This is a genomic window from Bradyrhizobium sp. AC87j1, assembly GCF_002936975.1.
GTDB classification, from domain to species: Bacteria; Pseudomonadota; Alphaproteobacteria; order Rhizobiales; family Xanthobacteraceae; genus Bradyrhizobium; species Bradyrhizobium shewense.
The window spans coordinates 19848-38153 of sequence record NZ_PTFE01000020.1 but is presented as its reverse complement, the minus strand read 5'-3'; the positions used below and the strand labels follow the sequence as shown (position 1 = coordinate 38153).

Genomic DNA, 18306 nt, shown 5'->3' with positions numbered 1-18306 from the left:
CATGGCCAATCTCGGCATGATCGAGCTGTCGTTCATCCTGCTCGGCGTCATGATCCTGCTGCTGGGAAGCGGCGTCTGGATCGCGGTCTCGCTCGGGCTCGTCGGCTTCGTGGCGATGGCGTTGACCACGAGCCTGCCGCTCGGCGCCGTGCTCGCCACCACCACTTGGAGCGCCAGCGCGTCGTGGACGCTGGCCGCGTTGCCGCTGTTCATCTGGATGGGCGAGATCCTCTTTCGCACCAAATTGTCGGAAGAGATGTTCCGGGGCTTGTCGCCGTGGGTTCAGTGGCTGCCCGGGCGCCTGACCCATGTGAACGTGATCGGGTGCGGCATCTTCGCTGCGGTGTCGGGCTCTTCGGCAGCGACCTGTGCGACGATCGGCAAGATCGCGCTGCCCGAGCTCGACAAGCGCGGCTACGACAAGGGCTTGAGCCTCGGATCGCTCGCAGGCTCCGGCACGCTCGGCCTCCTGATCCCACCCTCGATCCCGATGGTGGTCTACGCGGTCACGGCGAATGTCTCCGTGCTTCAGGTGTTCCTCGGCGGATTTCTGCCGGGTGTGCTCGTGATGGTGCTCTATTCGGGCTACATCATCATCTGGTCGCTGCTCAATCCGAAGAAGATTCCGCCGCGCGATCCTCCGATGCCGTTCCGGCAGAAGCTGCGCGAGTCGGCGAGACTTGCGCCCTGCCTGTTGCTGATCCTGGCGGTCTTCCTCTCGCTCGTGCTCGGCTTCGCGACGGCGACGGAATGCGCCGCATGGGGCGTCGCCGGCGCCCTGCTGCTGGCGTGGTGGAGCGGCACGCTGACGCGCAAGAACTTCCTCGAGAGCATCATGAGCGCGACGCGCCTGACCTGCATGATCATGCTGATCCTGGCAGGCGCAGCCTACACCACGGCTGCGATGGCCTATACGGGCATTCCGGCGGCGCTTGCCACCTGGGTGCAGGGACAGCAGCTCACGCCGGGCATGCTCGCGCTGTATCTGAGCATCATGTACATCATCCTCGGCTGCCTGATCGACGGCATCTCGATGATCGTCCTGACCGCCGTCATCGTGCTGCCGATGGTCAGGCAGGCCGGACTCGACCTGGTCTGGTTCGGCGTCTATCTCATCATCCACGTCGAGATGGCCCAGATCACACCGCCGGTCGGATTCAATCTGTTCGTGCTGCAGAACATGAGCGGGCGCGACACGTTCACCGTTGCGCGCGCAGCGTTTCCGTTCTTCGTCCTGCTGCTCGTTGCCGTGTTCATCATCACGGAATATCCGCAGATCGTCATGTTCTTGCCCAAGCTCGCCTTCCCAGACTGAGCGTACCGGTGTTCAAATTGACTGTGAGGAGAAGCCTGATGATGTCTCGTTTGTTTCGCGCATTCTTGATCGCCGGCGTGATGGTGGCCGCGACGCCCGCTTTGGCCCAGACCAAATGGAATCTGCCGGCAGCGTATCCCGCCGATAATCCGCACTCCGAAAACCTGGTCGCCTTCGCCAAGGACGTCGAAGCCGCCACGTCCGGAAAGCTCCAGATCACGGTTCATCCCGGCGCCTCGCTGTTCAAGGCACCGGACATCAAGCGCGCGGTGATGACCGGGCAGGCGCAGATGGGCGAGGTGCTGCTCTCGATCCACGAGAACGAGGACCCGATCTTCGGCATCGACGTCGTACCGTTCCTGGCGACCAGCTTCCCGGACGCGATGAAACTGTATCAGGCCTCCAAGCCTGCGATCGCCAAGAAGCTCGATGCACAGGGTCTCAAGCTGCTGTTCGTCGTGCCGTGGGCCCCGCAGGGGGTCTATGTCAACAAGCCGCTCGCCACGATCGAAGATATGAAGGGCCTGAAATGGCGGGCCTACAATGTCGGAACCTCGCGCATCGGCGAGCTGGTCGGCGCGCAGTCGGTCACGATCCAGGCCGCGGAATTGCCGCAGGCGCTTGCGACCGGCGTGGTGAATTCCTTCATGTCGTCGGGCGGGACGGGCTACGACGCGAAGGCGTGGGAGTCGCTGAAGTATTTCTATGACGTGCAGGCCTGGATTCCCAAGGACTACACCTTCGTCAACAAGGCCGCGTTCGACGCGCTCGACAAGCCGACCCAGGAGGCCATCCTGAAGGCGGCGGCAACGGCGGAGACCCGCGGCTGGAAGGCCTGGCAGGACAAGAGCACCTGGTACATCGATCAACTCAAGGCCAAAGGCATGACCGTCGAGCCGCCGAGCCCGGCGTTGAAGGCCGGCTTCCAGAAGATCGGCGAACAGCTCACGACCGACTGGCTCAAGAAGGCGGGGGCCGATGGCCAGGCGGTCGTCGACGCCTATAAGAAGATGTGAGGACTGATGTCTTCCGCCCGCCACGTGCTCGTGCGGGCGGAAGACTCTCAGACGATGTTCAGGCCGAGATCGCCTTCACTGATCCCACTTCGTTGCGCAGCAGGAACTTTTGGATCTTGCCCGTGGACGTTTTCGGGATCGGCCCGAACACGACGGCCTTCGGCGTCTTGAAGCCCGACATGTGGTTGCGGCAGAACGCGATGATGTCGGCTTCGCTCGCGCTGGCGCCGTCCTTCAGCTCGACGAAGGCGCAGGGCACCTCGCCCCATTTCGGATCTGGCTTTGCGACCACGGCGGCAAACAGCACGGCCGGATGCTTGTAGAGGATGTCCTCGACTTCGACGGAGGAGATGTTCTCGCCGCCGGAGATGATGATGTCCTTGGAGCGGTCCTTGATGATGACGTAGCCGTGCTCGTCGAGTACGCCGAGATCGCCAGTGTGAAACCAGCCGCCCTCGAACGCTTCCCTGGTCGCCTTCTCGTTCTTGAGATAGCCCTTCATCACGATGTTGCCGCGGAACATGACCTCGCCGATGTTCTCGCCGTCGCGCGGCACCTCTTGCATCGTCTGCGGATCGATGACGGTGACGCCTTCCTCGAGCGGGTAGGGCACGCCCTGCCGGCGCTTCATGCGCGCGCGTTCGGCCGGTGGAAGCTCGTCCCAGCCGGGCTGCTCGGCGCAGACGGAAGCGGGGCCGTAGACCTCGGTCAGGCCGTAGACATGGGTCAGCTTAATGCCGATGCTCTCGGCACCTTCGAGCACCGCGACCGGCGGCGCGGCGCCGGCGATCAGGCCGACGACGCGGCGGGCCGTACCGCCCTTGGGCGCATCGGGTGCGTTGATCAGCGTGTTGTAGACGATCGGCGCGCCGCACATGTGGGTGACGCCGTGCTGCTTGATCAGCTCGAAGATCCTGGTCGGCTCGACCTTGCGCAGGCAGACATTGATGCCGGCGGCCGCCGCGATCGTCCAGGGGAAGCACCAGCCGTTGCAGTGGAACATCGGCAGCGTCCAGAGATAGACCGGATGCTGGCCGAGATTGCCGGCAAGGATGTTGCTGACGGCGTTCAGATACGCGCCGCGATGATGGGTGACGACGCCCTTGGGATTTCCGGTCGTGCCCGAGGTGTAGCTCAGCGCGATCGCGTCCCACTCGTCCTGCGGCGGAATCGCCGTGAACGCAGGATCGCCTTCCGCGACTGCGGCTTCATATTCGATCTCGCCGATGCGCTGTCCGCCCTTGAAGGCGTTGTCGTCGACGTCGACGACGAATGGTTTCGGCCCGCTCATCTGCGCCAGCGCATCGGTGATGACGCCCGAAAATTCGGGATCGACCAGGATGATCTTCGCGCCGCCATGGTCGAGCTGGAATGCGATCGAGGGCGCATCGAGGCGGATGTTCAGCGCGTTGAGAACGGCGCCGGTCATGGGCACGGCAAAATGCGCCTCGTTCATCGCCGGGATGTTCGGCAGCATCGCCGCTACGGTGTCGCCGACGCCGATGCCCTTGCGCGCGAGCCACGACGCAAAGCGCTTGCAGCGCTCATAGGTCTGGGCCCAGGTGAAGCTGCGGCCCTCATAGACCGTGCTGACATGATCGGGATAGACGGCGGCGCTGCGCGCGAGGAAGCTTAAGGGGCTCAGCGGCACGTAATTGGCAGGCGTCTTGTCGAGGCCGATATTGTACTGGTTCTGCCGCTCACTCATCGACACCCTCCGTCAAACGCCTCAAAGGAATCCGATCGAGATCCACGGGAAGATCGCGACGATGATCAATCCCACCAGCAGCGCCAGCAGATAGCCCCAGATCGGGCGGATGCCCTCGGCCGGATCGACGCGTCCGATGGCGCAGGCAGCATAATAGCCGACACCGAAGGGCGGGGCGAATAGTCCGATGCCCATGGCGAGAATGATCACCATGGCGTAGTGCACCTCGTGCACGCCGACGGCCCGGGCGATCGGAAACAGCAGTGGGCCGAACAGCACGATCGCCGGGATGCCCTCCAGCACGCTGCCGAGGATGGTGAAGGCCAGGATCGAGACGGCGATGAAGGTCGCCGCTCCCCCGGGCAATCCGGTCATGGCCGCTGCGAGCGAGCGCGAGAAGCCTGATTGCGTCAGGCCCCAGGCCATGCCGGTCGCCGTGCCGATGATCAGCAGGATGGCGCCCGACAGCGCCGCGGTCTCGACCAGCATCGGGAACAGACGCGACCAGTCGAAGCGGCGGTAGACGAGGAGGCCGACCAGGGCGCCATAGACGATGCCGATGGTGGAGACCTCGGTCGCGGTCGCGATGCCCTCGACCACGGCGTAGCGGATCACGAAGGGCAGCGCGAGCGCGGGCAGGGCGATGACGAAGGTCTTGCCGATCTCGCCACCGCTGGCGCGGCGCACGTGACTCATGTCCTCGTGGCGGTAGCGCCACCATACCAGCATGCAGAGCGTGATCGCGAGCACGACGCCGGGCAGCAGGCCGCCGGTGAACAGGGCGGCGATCGAGACGCCCGTCACCGAGCCGATCGTGATCAGCACGAGGCTCGGCGGAATGGTTTCGGTTTGGGCTCCGGTGGCCGCCAGCAGCGCGACGAGATCGCCGGGCTTGGCGCCGCGCTGCTTCATCTCCGGAAACAGCACGGGCGCAACGGCCGCCATGTCCGCGGCCTTGGCGCCGGATATGCCCGAGACCAGGTACATGGCGCCGACCAGCACATAATGCAGGCCGCCGCGGACATGGCCGAGCAGGCTCGCCAGGAACGCCACCATGGCCCGCGCCATGCCGGTCATCTCGATCAGGAGCCCCAGGAACACGAACAGCGGCACCGAGAGCAGGATGAGGTGGCTCATGCCCTCGTCCATCCGCCCGACCAGCACCATGACCGGCGTGCGCGTGGTCAGCGCGAGATAGCCGAAGATCGCAAGGCCGAAGCCGAAGGCAATGGGAACGCCGGCGAAGACGCAGAAGCCGGCGACGCCGACGAAGAAGATGACGAGGTTGAGATTGCCGAGCGGCCGCAGCAACGGCTCCGCCAGCCAGAACAGGCCGATGATGACGGCAACGCTGACGACGGCGGCTGCGACCATCCGGTAATCGGCCGCGCGCAGCAGCCGCAGCAAGGCAAAGACCGCCATCAGCCCGATTCCGGCCGGCAGCGCGGCGGCGCGCCACATATTGGAGATCTGCAGCGCCGGCGTCGTGATGTAGCTTTCCTCATAGGCGTAGTCGCAGGCGGGCCAGACGATCAGGATCAGGAACGCCAGCGCCGCCGAGGTCGCGACCAGATCGAGATAGGCCCGCATGGCAGGCGTGGCGCTGGCGACGATCGCGGTCATACGCATGTGCTCGGAGCGGCGGAACGCAACCGCCGCGCCCAGCATGGCGAGCCACAGGAACAGGATCGAGGCGAGCTCGTCCGACCAGATCAGCGGCCGGTGCAGGCCGTAGCGCGCGACTACGCCGGCAAACAGGATCACGATCTCGGCGACGACCAGGATCGCCGCCGGGATTTCGACGACGAGACCGAGCGCGCGCTCGAGCGAAGCCAGCAAGGAAGGTCGGCGAGGGGACTGAAACGCCGCCTCGCCCACCACTCCGGTCACCTCGACCTCGACGTGAGCCATGATGGCCCCAACGCGTTACGACAGCTTGCCGACGGCCTTTTCCAGGAGGTCCCAGGCCTGATCGCCATACTTGCCCTTCCACTCGGCATAGAAGCCGGCGGTCCGCAGCTTGTCGCGGAACGGCGCGACCGTGGGCTGATTGAAGGTCAGGCCCTTGGCCGCGAGCTCCTGCTGCAGATTGGCATTGAGCTTGGCGGTGTCCTCACGCTCCTTGACGGCAGCGGCATTGATGTTCTTGGCGACGACGGTACGCACGTCCTGCGGCAGCTTCTCCCAGGCGCGGCGGTTGGCCAGGAACCAGAAGCCGTCCCACATGTGGTTGGTCAGCGAGCAGTACTTCTGCACCTCGTAGAGCTTGGCAGTCGAGATGATCGCCAGCGGGTTCTCCTGGCCTTCGACAATCTTGGTCTGGAGCGCCGAATAGACCTCGCTGAAATTGATCGAGGCCGGCGCCGCGTCGAACGCCTTGAACATCGAGGTCCACAGCGGCGACACCGGCACGCGGATCTTGAAGCCCTTGAGGTCATCAGGCCCGGTGACCGGCTTGCTCGACGAGGTGGTCTGGCGGAAGCCGTTGTCCCAGATCTTGTCCATGACCTCGAGGCCGGCCTTCTTGATCTCGCCGCGGACATGGGCGCCGAGGTCGCCGTCCATGGCCTTCCAGACCGTGTCGTAGTCCGGGAACGCGAAGCCGATGCCGTTGATGGAGGCCGCCGGCACCAGGGTCGACAGGATCAGGCCCGACAGCGTGAAGAACTCGACGCCGCCGGAGCGGATCTGGCTCAGCATGTCGGTGTCGGACCCGAGTTGGTTGTTCGGGAAGATCTGGAGGTCGAACTTGCCGTTGGTCTCGGTCTTGATCGCCGCCGCCATCTCCTTGGCGCGTACGTTCAGCGGATGGGTGTCCGGCAGGTTATTGGCGTATTTGTAGGTGAACTCGGCGCTCTGGGCGCGGGCCACATGGGGCGCACCGATGCCGCCCAGGACCGCGGTCGCGGCGGAGGCCTTGAGAAGCGTGCGTCGGGAAAAACTCATGGGTCTGCTTCCTCGGAAGTTTGTTGTTGTTCTGAGACGCAAACCTATACGGACGGAAGGCCTGAAGGTCATCTGCGATCTCGCGAGGCCTCGCTTATTGCAGCCGGACAAGGTCACGGCAATATCGGCTTTCGCAGAGATGGGCCGGATTCAAAATCTGAAAAACAACCCCATGCACAGTAGCCGTCGAGAAACCGGGGCGGCGTCGAGGTCCGGACTGAAAATCGCGCTTCGGCGAAGGTGCGGTGACAGGAATTCCGTCTAAATAACTGATCTGATTGTATATCAAGATATTCCATAATATACCTTATGCGAATTATGGATTAGGCTATAGCCGCTTGCGACCTGCCAGTCGGATCTCGCCTGAACTGAGCCCCTGTCGCCAAACCTGTGCGTCTGTTCCGCCGGCGAAGGACGTGCGGCCACTGCCCCGGCCGTGCGGCTATGCGGTTCTGGAGTGCAGCAGCGCGTCACTCCGCCGAAAGCGATCGCAGCCAGGCCAGCCGTGAGATCGCGCGCTCGGCAAGTTGCTGCAGGCTTTCCAGGTGTGCCGCGTCGCTCGACCGCTCGGCGCCGTCGAGGTAGCCGTCGACCAGCGCTTCGGCGATCTCCAGCGGACCTTTGTGCTCCATGGATGCCGGATAGCTCCCGAGGCCCACGGTGGCGTCGGCCATCTCGATCGTCTGCTGGCGAATGTCCCGGGTCCGGATTGCTGCTGGCCCGCTCAGGCGTTGTTCCATGTCGCCGAGCTGCATGACCAGGCGAAGCTCGAGCCTTTGCGCATCAATTTGCCGCAGAGGCACGGACGATGCCTCGGCGCCGCTCCGTTCGTGCTCGCGATGATAGGCACGGCGCCTCTCCTTCCGCAGCGTGGCGACATGGCCGAGCTCTTCCTTGGCCATCGCCTCGGACGCCTTCTTGATATCGGGATCATCGGAGTAGGCGGCGAGATAGGACCAGAACGCAAAGGCGCGCTCCTCGTTGCGGACCGCCATCGCAAGCGCGCGGTACGGCGTCATCAAGCGCGACGTTCTCACCTGGGCGGCAGCTTCCGGATCGAGCGTCTCCGGCGCCTCCCAGCGCACCAGAGCTGAATCCGGGCTCTTGCCGCGCCGCGATTGCGACCAGCGTGTGACGCTGTCGACATGCTCGCGCTCGGCGGCCGCGAGCTTCGTGAACACGTCAGCGAGATCATCCTTGCCCTGCCCGCGCATGTCTTCAGCAAGAGCATCATACCTTTTGGCTGCCTCCTGCTCCATTGCATGCGCTAGCGCAAAGAGTTCATCGAGCGATTGCAATACACCTGCGGGCTCAGCGCTCAGCAATGAAGTGCGCAGGAATGGCATGGCAAGGACTCCAAATGCAGGCTTCTGATTCAGCTCAGCGCGAATACAAATATTTTTGCTGGCCTTGACAGACGTGGGCACGCGCGATGACTTTGACACGTCAGCGACGACAAATCATCGAAGAAGAATCTCAAGGCCCGCGCGTCCCGGTGGGTCGCGCAGATCGCATTTGAATCGATATGTTGAAGCGACCGGATGACGATACCGCCTTCACAAGGCGTGCAGCGCTAGCGCTTGCGGGCTTGCTGCTGATGTGTCTGGCGTACATCTCGCCCGCGTTCGCCGCTGGTGACTTACCAACATACCTGCCGAAGATTACGCCTGCCGAGTTTTTCCCGGATGCGGATCGTTTCGGCCCGCCGCAAGGCGATCCGCCCATCGTACCAGTGTACCGCGGCGACCAGCTCCAGGGATTCGTTTTCCTCAACTCCGATTTCGCGAACTCAGTCGGGTACTCGGGCAAACCGATTCACTTGCTGGCCGGGATCGATCCGAAAGGCGTCATCACCGGCATCAAGCTCGTCGATCACAAGGAGCCGATCGTGCTGGTCGGCATCCCGGAGGCGCGCATCGTCGCCGCCATGAACTCCCTGATCGGCAAGGACATGAAGCCGGTCGCAAGTGGTGCCGAGAAACCGCCGCAGGTCGACATCGTGAGCGGCGCGACCGTCACCGTGCTGGTGATGGGCGACAGTGTCGTCCGCGCGGCGTCAAAGCTCATTCGGAGCGGTCGCGTCGGTGGCGGTGACGGCGCGGCGGCTTCGGCGTCCCTTCCCCCTGTCATCAAGACGCTCGATCTCGAGCGCAGTGAAGTGCGCGACTGGGAGAGTCTCGTCGGCGATGGCTCGGTGCGCCGGCTTCATCTCGGCATCGGCGATATCAACGAAGCCTTTGCGAAGTCCGGCAGCGCCGCGGCGGGCCAGTATCCCGAACCGGGTGACGCGAGCGATACCTTCATCGAGCTCTACGTGGCGCTCGTGACCGCGCCCACGATCGGCCGCAGCCTGCTTGGCGCCGACGGCTATCAGCGGCTGAAGGACAGCCTGAAGCCCGGGCAGCAGGCCATCGTCGTTGCCGGCAACGGCCCCTACTCCTTCAAGGGTTCAGCCTACGTCCGCGGCGGTATCTTCGATCGCATCGAAATCCTGCAGGAAGGCAACAGCACCCGCTTCCGCGACCGCAACCACACCCGTCTCGGCGCACTGGACGCGGTCGGCGCGCCCGAGTTCAGGGAAATCGGCCTGTTCGTCACCCCGCCTGAGTTCACCCTGGATCCGACGCAGCCGTGGCAGCTTCAATTGCTGGTGCAACGCAGCCTCGGCGGCCGCGACAAGGCGTTCCTGACTTTCGATCTCGGCTACACCCTGCCCGACAGTTATATACGCCGCGAGCAGCGTGCGGTGACGGTACCGGAGAGCGCGGCGCCTCCGGCCTCGCAGCAGGCCACCGCTGCGGCCGCCCCGCCCCCGGATGCAGACGAGCCGTTGTGGATGCGGATCTGGCGGTCGAGCACCGTCTCGATCGGCATCACCGCGTTCATGCTGGCCACCCTCACCGGTATCTTCTTCTTCCAGAATCTGCTCGTGCGCCGCCCAGTGTTCTACACCTGGGTGCGGCGGGGCTATCTCGCCCTCGTTCTGGTCTGGCTTGGCTGGTACGCCAACGCGCAGCTCTCCGTGGTCAACGTCGTCACCTTTACCAATGCGCTGGTGACGGGCTTCCGCTGGGAATTTTTCCTCGCCGCTCCGCTGATCTTCATTCTGTGGGCTGCAACGGCCGGCGGGCTTCTGTTCTGGGGCCGCGGCCCATTTTGCGGCTGGCTGTGTCCCTTTGGCGCGCTCCAGGAGCTCACCAACGCGGCCGCGAAATGGCTGAAGGTGCCGCAGATAACGGTGCCGTGGGGGCTGCACGAACGTCTATGGCCGATCAAGTACATCATCTTCCTCGGTCTGTTCGGCCTGTCGCTCTATTCGGTCGAGATGGCCGAGCGGTTCGCCGAGGTCGAACCGTTCAAGACCGCGATCATCCTGAAGTTTTCGCGAAGCTGGCCGTTCGTGGCCTACGCAGTAGCCCTGCTCGTCATCGGCCTCTTCATCGAACGCTTCTTCTGCCGCTACCTCTGCCCGCTCGGCGCCGCGCTCGCGATCCCCGGCCGCATCAGGACGTTCGAATGGCTCCGCCGCTGGGAAGAATGCGGGTCACCCTGCCAACGCTGCGCCAAGGAATGTCCGGTGCAGTCGATCCATCCCGAGGGGCACATCAACGTCAATGAGTGCATCTACTGCATGCATTGCCAGGAACTCTATTACGACGATCACCGCTGCCCGCACATGATCCAGGTGCGGCTCAAGCGCGAGAAGTTCGCGGCGATGTCCTCGCCCGCGATGCGCTCAGGCGGCAAGGGTCCCGCGACCGTCATCACCGCCGGCGGCAAACCTGTCGGCGCTTCATCCGTCATCTCTCCACCACCAAACTGAACTGGAAGCCGAGGAGGCAATCATGAGCGAAAACGAAAAAGCAAAGGGCGTCAGCCGACGAACTGTGCTGGGAACGACGGCGGCCGCAGCGGGCGTGGGCCTGGCTGGCGGAGCGGCGATGAAGGACGGCGGTTTCGTCTCGTCTGCGGATGCGCAGACCAAGGCGGCTGCACCGAAGGCCCCTCCTGCCCGGTCGGCCGTGCTGAAGACCGAGGTCGCGCCCGGCGAGCTCGACGAATATTACGTGTTCTTCTCGAGCGGCCAGTCCGGCGAGATGCGCATCGTCGGCCTTCCGTCGATGCGCGAATTGATGCGTGTTCCGGTGTTCAACCGCTGCAGCGCGACCGGCTGGGGCCAGACCAATGAAAGCCTCAAGGTTCTGACCGAGGGGCTGCAGCCCGCGACCCGCGAATTCCTCAAGGATCGCGGCGGCACCTACATGAACGGCGACCTCCACCACCCCCATATTTCGTTCACGGACGGCACCTATGACGGGCGCTACGCCTTCATGAACGACAAGGCCAACAGCCGCGTCGCGCGGGTGCGGCTCGACGTGATGAAGTGCGACAAGGTCATCGAGCTGCCGAACCAGCATACGGTGCACGGTTTGAGGGTGCAGAAATATCCTCGGACCGGTTATGTGTTCGCCAATGGCGAAGATGGAGTGCCGCTGCCGAACGACGGCAAGATCCTCAACGACTCCAAACAATATCGCTCCATCTTCAGTGCGATCGACGGCGACACCATGAAGGTGGCCTGGCAGGTGATCGTCAGCGGCAACCTCGACAACGTCGACGCCGACTATCAAGGCAAGTACGCCTTCGCGACCTGCTACAACGGCGAGGAAGGCGTCACGCTGGCCGAGATGACCGCCAGCGAGCAGGACTGGGTCGTGCTCTTCAACCTCAAGCGGATCGAAGAGGCCGTGAAGAAGGGCGACTTCAAGGAAATGAACGGCGTGCCCGTGATCGACGGACGCAAGGGCTCGCCCTACACGCGTTACGTCCCGGTCTCGAACAATCCGCACGGCATGAACACGGCTCCGGACGGCATCCATATCGTGGCGGCCGGAAAGCTCTCGCCCACCGTGACGGTGATGGACGTGCGCCTGTTCGACCAGTTGTTCGACGACAAGATCAAGCCGCGCGACGTCGTCGTCGCAGAGCCGGAGCTTGGCCTCGGCCCGCTGCACACCGCCTATGACGGCAAGGGCAACGCCTACACCACCCTGTTCCTCGACAGCCAGGTCTGCAAGTGGAACATCGACCTCGCCAAGCGGGCTTTCAAGGGCGAGAAGGTCAATCCCATCATCCAGAAGCTCGACGTGCATTATCAGCCGGGCCACAACCATACCTCGATGGGGCAGACCAAGGAGGCGGATGGAAAATGGCTCATCTCGCTGAACAAGTTCTCGAAGGACCGCTTCCTGAACGTCGGACCGCTCAAGCCGGAGAACGATCAGCTGATCGACATTTCGGGCGATCAGATGAAGCTCGTGCATGACGGCCCGAGCTTCGCCGAGCCGCACGACGCGACCATCGTCCACCGCTCCAAGATCAACCCGATCTCGATCTGGGATCGCGCGGATCCGATGTTTGCCGATGCGGTCAAGCAGGCCAAGGCGGACGGCATCAATCTCGAAGGGGATTCGAAGGTCATTCGCGACGGCAACAAGGTGCGCGTCTACATGACGTCGACCGCGCCGGCGTTTGGTCTGGAGGAATTCCAGGTCAAGCAAGGTGATGAGGTCACCGTCTTCATCACGAATATCGACGCGGTCGAGGACCTCACGCACGGCTTCTGCATCGTGAATTACGGCATCCAGATGGAGGTGGCGCCGATGGCGACCGCGTCCGTCTCGTTCACGGCGAACAAGCCCGGAGTTTACTGGTACTATTGCTCCTGGTTCTGCCACGCCATGCACATGGAGATGAAGGGCCGGATGTTCGTCGAACCGAAATCGGTTTGAAGTCGGTCTGATCGGAGCGACCTCGTGGGTCTGTTGTTACGCATGTTTCCGGCGGCGCTGGTCGCCGCCGGACTGTCCGGCTTCGCTGATGCGGAGACATTCACGGCTGCGCCCGGGCGGCCGCTGCAAGCGGTGCTGGATGGCGCGCGCGCCGGCGACGTCATCGAGCTTGCTCCCGGCGAATATCACGGCTCGATCCGGATCGACCGTCCCCTGGAGCTGGTCGGGAGCCGAGGCGCGGTGCTCGACGGCGACGGCTCCGGCAACGTCATCACCGTCAGCGCGCCCGACGTCATAATCCGCGGCGTGACCATCCGGGCATCCGGCCGCGACCTGCAGGAGATGAATTCCGGGATCTTCCTGCAAAAGACCGCCGAGCGCGCCAAGATCGAGGACAACCACCTGGTGGGAAACCTGTTCGGCGTCTACGTGCACGGCGCCAGGGGCTCCCGGGTCGTTCGCAACGAGATCGAGGGACTGCGCGGCGGGCGTCTCAGCGAGGCAGGCAACGGCATCTCGCTGTGGAATGCGCCCGACGTCACCATCGCGAACAACATGTTTCGCTATGGCCGCGACGGCATCTTCTCGATCTCCAGCAGCAAGGACCGCTTCATCAACAATCGCTTCGAGCAGGTTCGTTTCGCCGTCCACTACATGTACACCAACGACAGCGAGATCAGCGGCAACGTTTCGATCGGCAACCATGTCGGTTATGCCATCATGTATTCGAACCGTCTGGTGATCCGCGGCAACTCCTCCGATCACGATCGCGACTATGGGATGCTCTTCAACTACGCGAACTATGCCCAGATCGAGGACAACCGGGTCACGGGCGGCCCGCTCGGCTCGATGACACAGAGGGCGGAGGACGGTCCCGCCGACGAGCGAGGCATGCTTCCGCAGCAGGCCCGCGAGACCACTCTCAAGAGTGGTCCGGAGAAATGCGTGTTCATCTACAACACCAATCACAACAAATTCCGCAACAACTGGTTCGAGCGCTGCGCCATCGGCGTGCACTTCACGGCCGGCTCCGAAGGCAACGAAATCACCGGCAACGCCTTCGTCAGCAACGCCAACCAGGTGAAATATGTCGGCACCCGGCACCTCGACTGGTCGACCGGGGGGCGCGGCAACTACTGGAGCGACAATCCAGCATTCGACCTCAATGGCGATGGAATCGCCGACACGGCGTACCGGCCAAACGATCTCATCGATCGCGTGCTGTGGACGGCGCCGGCTGCGAAGGTCCTGATCAACAGCCCCGCCGTCCAGGTGATCCGCTGGGCGCAGGCACAGTTTCCCGCGCTGCTGCCGGGCGGCGTGGTCGACAGCCATCCGCTGGTGTCGCCGCCGCGGACCCCGGTGAAGGAAACACGATGACCAGCACGGTACGTGTCAGCGACGTCACCAAGGTGTTTGGCCGGCTCGAGGCCGTGCGCGGTGCGTCGTTCACGCTTGGCCAGGGCGAGTTGGTCGCCTTGATCGGGCACAACGGCGCCGGCAAGACCACGCTCATGAAGCTCATGCTCGGATTGATCCGTCCGACCAGCGGCGCCATCGAGGTTCTCGGAGACAATCCCGCCGCCGGCGAATTCGCAGGCCGACGGCAGCTCGGCTACCTGCCGGAAAACGTCTCCTTCGACCCTGCCCTGACCGGCCGCGAGACACAGGCCTTCTACGCCAGGCTGAAGCGAGAGCCGGTTGCCAAGGCGCTGGAGCTGCTCGACGCGGTCGGACTGGGGGCCGCCAGCCGCCGCCGGGTCAACACCTACTCGAAGGGCATGCGTCAGCGGCTGGGGCTCGCGCAGGCGCTGCTTGGCGAGCCGCGCGTGCTGCTGCTGGACGAGCCGACCACCGGTCTTGATCCGGAGCTGCGGCAGACCTTCTACGACATCATCGCGCGGCTCGCGGCTCGCGGCGCGACCGTGCTGCTGTCGTCGCATGCGCTGACCGAGCTCGAGGAGCGCGCCGGCCGGGTCATCATCATGAACCGCGGCATCAAGGTCGCGGACGGATCGATCGACGAGCTGCGTCGCCTCGCCCGCCTGCCCACCCGGATCCGCCTCAAGGTGGCTGGCCTCGCCCCGAGCGAGATGCCGCCCTGGGCGCCCAACGACGCGGCCTGCCGCCGTCTGAATGGCCACATCGTCGAGATCGACGCCGCGCCGGAGCGGAAGATCGAGCTTCTGCATCGCGCGACGGCCGCCGGCAATTCGGTCGAGGACGTCGACGTGGTCCCGCCCACACTCGACGAGCTCTATGCTCATTTCCTCCGGCAATCGGAGCAGGCGCCATGAATGTCCTGATCATCGCCGCCAAGGAAATCCACCAGGCCATCCGCAATCGCTGGGTGCTTGCCGCAACGCTCCTGCTCGCCGGGCTTGCGCTGTCGCTGACCTTTCTCGGCAGCGCGCCGACCGGGAATGTCGGCGTTCGCACCCTGGACGTGGTCGTCGTCAGCCTGTCGAGCCTGACGATCTTTCTCGTTCCGCTCATCGCGCTTCTGATTTCCCATGATGCCATCGTCGGCGAGATGGAACGCGGGACGATGCTGTTGCTGCTGAGCTATCCGGTCGCGCGATGGCAGGTGCTGCTCGGCAAGTTCTTAGGGCACCTCGCCGTCCTCGCCTTTGCGACCTGCCTCGGCTACGGCGCGGCGGTCGGAGCGCTGGCGGCGACGGGCAGCCAGATCGATAGCGACAGTTTTCTGGCGTTCGCGGCGATGGTGGGTTCCTCGGTGCTGCTCGGCGCCGCTTTCGTCGCCAACGGATATCTGATCAGCGCGCTCGTGCGCGACCGCGGCACCGCGGCCGGAATCTGCATCGGATTATGGCTGCTGCTGGTGCTGATCTACGACATGGCGCTACTGGGCGTGCTTGCGCTCGATCAGGGACGCAGCATCTCGGGAAGCGTGCTCAACGCCATGCTGCTGTCGAATCCGACCGACGCCTACCGGCTGATCAACCTGACCGGGTTTGCCAATGTCAGCACCTTCGCCGGCATGGCTGGCCTTGCCCAAACCACGTCCTTGACGATACCGGTCCTTCTGACCGCCCTGCTCTGCTGGACGCTGCTGCCGCTGGGGCTGGCCGCGCTCGCCTTCTCGCGGAGGGAGCTATGAGGCGCCGAACGATCCTCCTCGCCTTGCTCGTGCCGCTCGCGCTCGCGGGCTGCAACGAGAAGCAGGCCGCGAAGATCCCGCCGCCGCATCGGATGACCGCGGAAGACATCGGCCATTACTGCGGCATGAACGTGCTCGAGCACCCGGGACCGAAGGGCCATATCTTCGCCGCGAGCCTCATGGAGCCCGTGTGGTTCTCGTCCGTGCGGGACACAATCGCCTTCACCATGCTGCCGGACGAGCCCAAGGACATTCAGGCGATCTACGTGTCCGACATGGGCAAGGCGCCGGACTGGGACAAGCCCGGCGCCGACAACTGGATCGAGGCGCGCAAGGCGCTGTACGTGATCGAGAGCCGGGTCAAAAGTGGCATGGGCGGCGACGAGGTCGTTCCGTTCTCGGACCGGGCGGCGGCGGAGAAGTTCGCCGGAGAAAACGGCGGCAGGATCGTCGGCTTCGACGAGGTGCCCCGGGACTATGTCTTGACGTCGGCGAATGCCGCCGGCGCCGCTGCGGCCGACGAAGCGGCCGAAGCCCCGCCGGGCGAACGATCGAGGAGGACGCCATGACGCGAACACTGACGCGCCGACGCTTCATCCGGATCAGCGCCGCAGCGGCAGGTCTCGGCGCGCTGTCTCCAGGACACCCCGCTCGTGCAGAGGTCGCGCCGGTGGCCTGGCGTGGCACGATGCTGGGCGCGGTGGCCACGATGGAGATCCACGACGAAGACCGCAGCCGGGCGGAGCGGCTGATCTCGCTGGCCTGCGCCGAGGCGCGGCGGCTCGAGCGGCTGTTCAGCCTTTACCTGAACGATTCCGCCCTGGTCGCGCTGAACCGGACCGGGGTCCTGATCGATCCCGCCGCCGAAATGGTCGATCTGCTATCGACCTCGCAGCACTATTCCACGCTGACGGGCGGTCTCTTCGATGTCACGGTGCAGCCGCTGTGGGATCTCTACGCCAGCCATTTCGCGCGAGATGACGCGGACCCGGCCGGTCCTGCGGCAGCCGCGATCGAGGCCGCGCTCGCGCGCATCGGCAGCAGTCGGCTGTCGATCAACCGCGACCGGATCGTGATGCCCAAGGGCATGACCGTCACCCTGAACGGGATCGCGCAAGGCTACGTCACGGACAAGGTGGTCGACCTGCTGCGTGCGCACGGCATCTCTCGCAGCCTGGTCGACATGGGCGAGGCCCGCGCGATCGGCGCGCGTCCGGACGGACGGCCCTGGGAGATCGGCATCGCCGATCCCGACATTGTGGGCCGCACGAAGACGGTGCTGCCGATCGTCGACCGCGCCGTGTCCACCTCGGGCGGCTACGGCTGCCAGTTCGATTCCAGGGAGCGCTTCAACCATTTGTTCGATCCCCGATCGGGCGGCTGCGCCCACCGCTATCGCAGCGTGACGACCGTATCCCGCAGCGCCACCGCCGCGGATGCATTGTCGACGGCGTTCAGTCTGATGTCGGAAGATAAGATTCGATCGCTCTTGCCGCATGTCGACATCGACCGTGTGCATCTGATCGATGGGGCCGGTCAATCGGTCGAATTGTCGGCGTAACCTGCGCGCTACTGCAGTGGCAGCAGCTCCAACTGGCTCTGCGCCTTCTTGACCGCCGCTGCGTACCAGCTCTGGCTCGGCGCTTCCTTGGCGAAGCATTTCGTGTAGGCGTCCATGGCCTGATCCTCGCGGGCCATGTCGCCGCGCGGGTCCTTCTTGTTGACGGGTTTCGCCATCATCTGCTTCCACACGCGCTCGCAGGCCGGGATTTCAGCCGTCTTCACGGCGTTCGATGTGGCGAGGAAGTAGACCTTGTCGCCCTTGGTCGCGACGACGTCGATTTCATCCGGCGGTCCCTTGAGCCCGCCATTGCCGCGCACGCCGAGCACGGCGACCACGGCACTTGCGGATGCTGGCTTTGTGATCGGCAGCTCGGCATATTTGGCGAAGGCGGCGTCCTGGATCGCCTGATAATAGAAGCGGTCGGACTTGAACGCGGCGCCGCTCTCCTGCGGCATGCCGTCCTCGCGATGCTCGCGCAGCCAGTGCGCCAGAAGCGTGCTCGTGGTTACGACGGCTTGGGTCTTGTAGCCTTCCGAGGCGAAACTGAGCCCGTCGAGATGGCCGAAGCCGATATCACTCTTGAACAGCGTATCGACGTTCGACTTGCCCTCTGCCGGAAGCCCCTTGATCGTGACCGGTCCCACCAGGCCGCGCAATGCGCCTGCAAGCTCCTTCAGGGCGGCGTCATGCTGCTTGTAGATCTCGTCGCTCTCCTTGGCACTCGAGAATTTTGCGATGTAGCGATCGCGCAGGTCGAGATAGTGCTGCTCGGGCGTGGCCGCATGGACGGGCGTCGCCAGGACGAGCAGGCAGAGCAAGGCAAGCGATTTCATTCGATGTCCGC

14 protein-coding genes are annotated in these 18306 nt (G+C 64.3%); 9 read left to right on the top strand and 5 right to left on the bottom strand.

Going from position 1 to position 18306, the window contains the following annotated elements:
- The first annotated feature begins 1 nt into the window (after position 1).
- Entirely contained in the window at positions 2-1315 is a 1314-nt protein-coding gene (locus CV770_RS13180; RefSeq protein ID WP_104462650.1) for a TRAP transporter large permease, read from the top strand.
- 38 nt (positions 1316-1353) lie between these two features.
- A complete protein-coding gene (locus tag CV770_RS13175) occupies positions 1354-2331 on the top strand; it encodes a TRAP transporter substrate-binding protein (protein ID WP_104462649.1) in 978 nt (325 codons plus the stop codon).
- A gap of 58 nt (positions 2332-2389) precedes the next feature.
- Here CV770_RS13175 and CV770_RS13170 read toward each other — a convergent pair whose 3' ends face one another.
- The 4 genes from CV770_RS13170 to CV770_RS13155 all read right to left on the bottom strand — a co-directional run bounded on the left by CV770_RS13170 (position 2390) and on the right by CV770_RS13155 (position 8331).
- Complete coding sequence (locus CV770_RS13170; RefSeq protein WP_201759833.1) at positions 2390-4039, bottom strand: acyl-CoA synthetase; 1650 nt, start codon at positions 4037-4039, stop codon at positions 2390-2392.
- Between the two features lie 21 nt (positions 4040-4060).
- Entirely contained in the window at positions 4061-5950 is a 1890-nt protein-coding gene (locus CV770_RS13165; RefSeq protein ID WP_091956689.1) for a TRAP transporter large permease, read from the bottom strand.
- A gap of 15 nt (positions 5951-5965) precedes the next feature.
- Positions 5966-6985, bottom strand: a complete 1020-nt coding sequence (locus CV770_RS13160; RefSeq protein ID WP_104462647.1) for a TRAP transporter substrate-binding protein — start codon at positions 6983-6985, stop codon at positions 5966-5968.
- A 470-nt stretch (positions 6986-7455) separates the two neighbouring features.
- Complete coding sequence (locus CV770_RS13155) at positions 7456-8331, bottom strand: ferritin-like domain-containing protein (RefSeq protein WP_091956691.1); 876 nt, start codon at positions 8329-8331, stop codon at positions 7456-7458.
- Positions 8332-8582: 251 nt separating this feature from the next.
- On the opposite strand from CV770_RS13155, the gene CV770_RS13150 reads away from it, so the two are divergent.
- The 7 genes from CV770_RS13150 to CV770_RS13120 are packed head-to-tail and all read left to right on the top strand — an operon-like array spanning position 8583 to position 17459.
- Positions 8583-10808, top strand: coding sequence for a NosR/NirI family protein (locus CV770_RS13150; protein WP_245453756.1), 2226 nt, complete (start codon positions 8583-8585; stop codon positions 10806-10808).
- A 22-nt stretch (positions 10809-10830) separates the two neighbouring features.
- On the top strand, positions 10831-12777 hold the full coding sequence (gene nosZ, locus CV770_RS13145; RefSeq protein ID WP_104462645.1) for a TAT-dependent nitrous-oxide reductase: 1947 nt from the start codon (positions 10831-10833) through the stop codon (positions 12775-12777).
- A gap of 24 nt (positions 12778-12801) precedes the next feature.
- The gene (locus CV770_RS13140; RefSeq protein WP_104462644.1) at positions 12802-14157 is read left to right on the top strand and encodes a nitrous oxide reductase family maturation protein NosD; all 1356 of its coding nucleotides are present in this window, start codon (positions 12802-12804) and stop codon (positions 14155-14157) included.
- Positions 14154-15074: an ABC transporter ATP-binding protein gene (locus CV770_RS13135; protein ID WP_104462643.1), complete on the top strand. Its 921-nt coding sequence runs from the start codon at positions 14154-14156 to the stop codon at positions 15072-15074. The genes CV770_RS13140 and CV770_RS13135 overlap by 4 nt, the downstream gene beginning before the upstream one ends.
- Complete coding sequence (locus CV770_RS13130; protein WP_104462642.1) at positions 15071-15898, top strand: ABC transporter permease subunit; 828 nt, start codon at positions 15071-15073, stop codon at positions 15896-15898. Before CV770_RS13135 ends, CV770_RS13130 begins: the two co-directional genes overlap by 4 nt.
- Complete coding sequence (locus CV770_RS13125) at positions 15895-16467, top strand: nitrous oxide reductase accessory protein NosL (RefSeq protein WP_104462641.1); 573 nt, start codon at positions 15895-15897, stop codon at positions 16465-16467. Before CV770_RS13130 ends, CV770_RS13125 begins: the two co-directional genes overlap by 4 nt.
- Positions 16464-17459 (top strand): FAD:protein FMN transferase, encoded by a 996-nt coding sequence (locus tag CV770_RS13120; protein ID WP_104462640.1) that lies wholly within the window; start codon positions 16464-16466, stop codon positions 17457-17459. Before CV770_RS13125 ends, CV770_RS13120 begins: the two co-directional genes overlap by 4 nt.
- An 8-nt stretch (positions 17460-17467) precedes the next feature.
- Here CV770_RS13120 and CV770_RS13115 read toward each other — a convergent pair whose 3' ends face one another.
- A complete protein-coding gene (locus CV770_RS13115) occupies positions 17468-18295 on the bottom strand; it encodes a hypothetical protein (protein WP_104462639.1) in 828 nt (275 codons plus the stop codon).
- Positions 18296-18306: the final 11 nt, after the last annotated feature.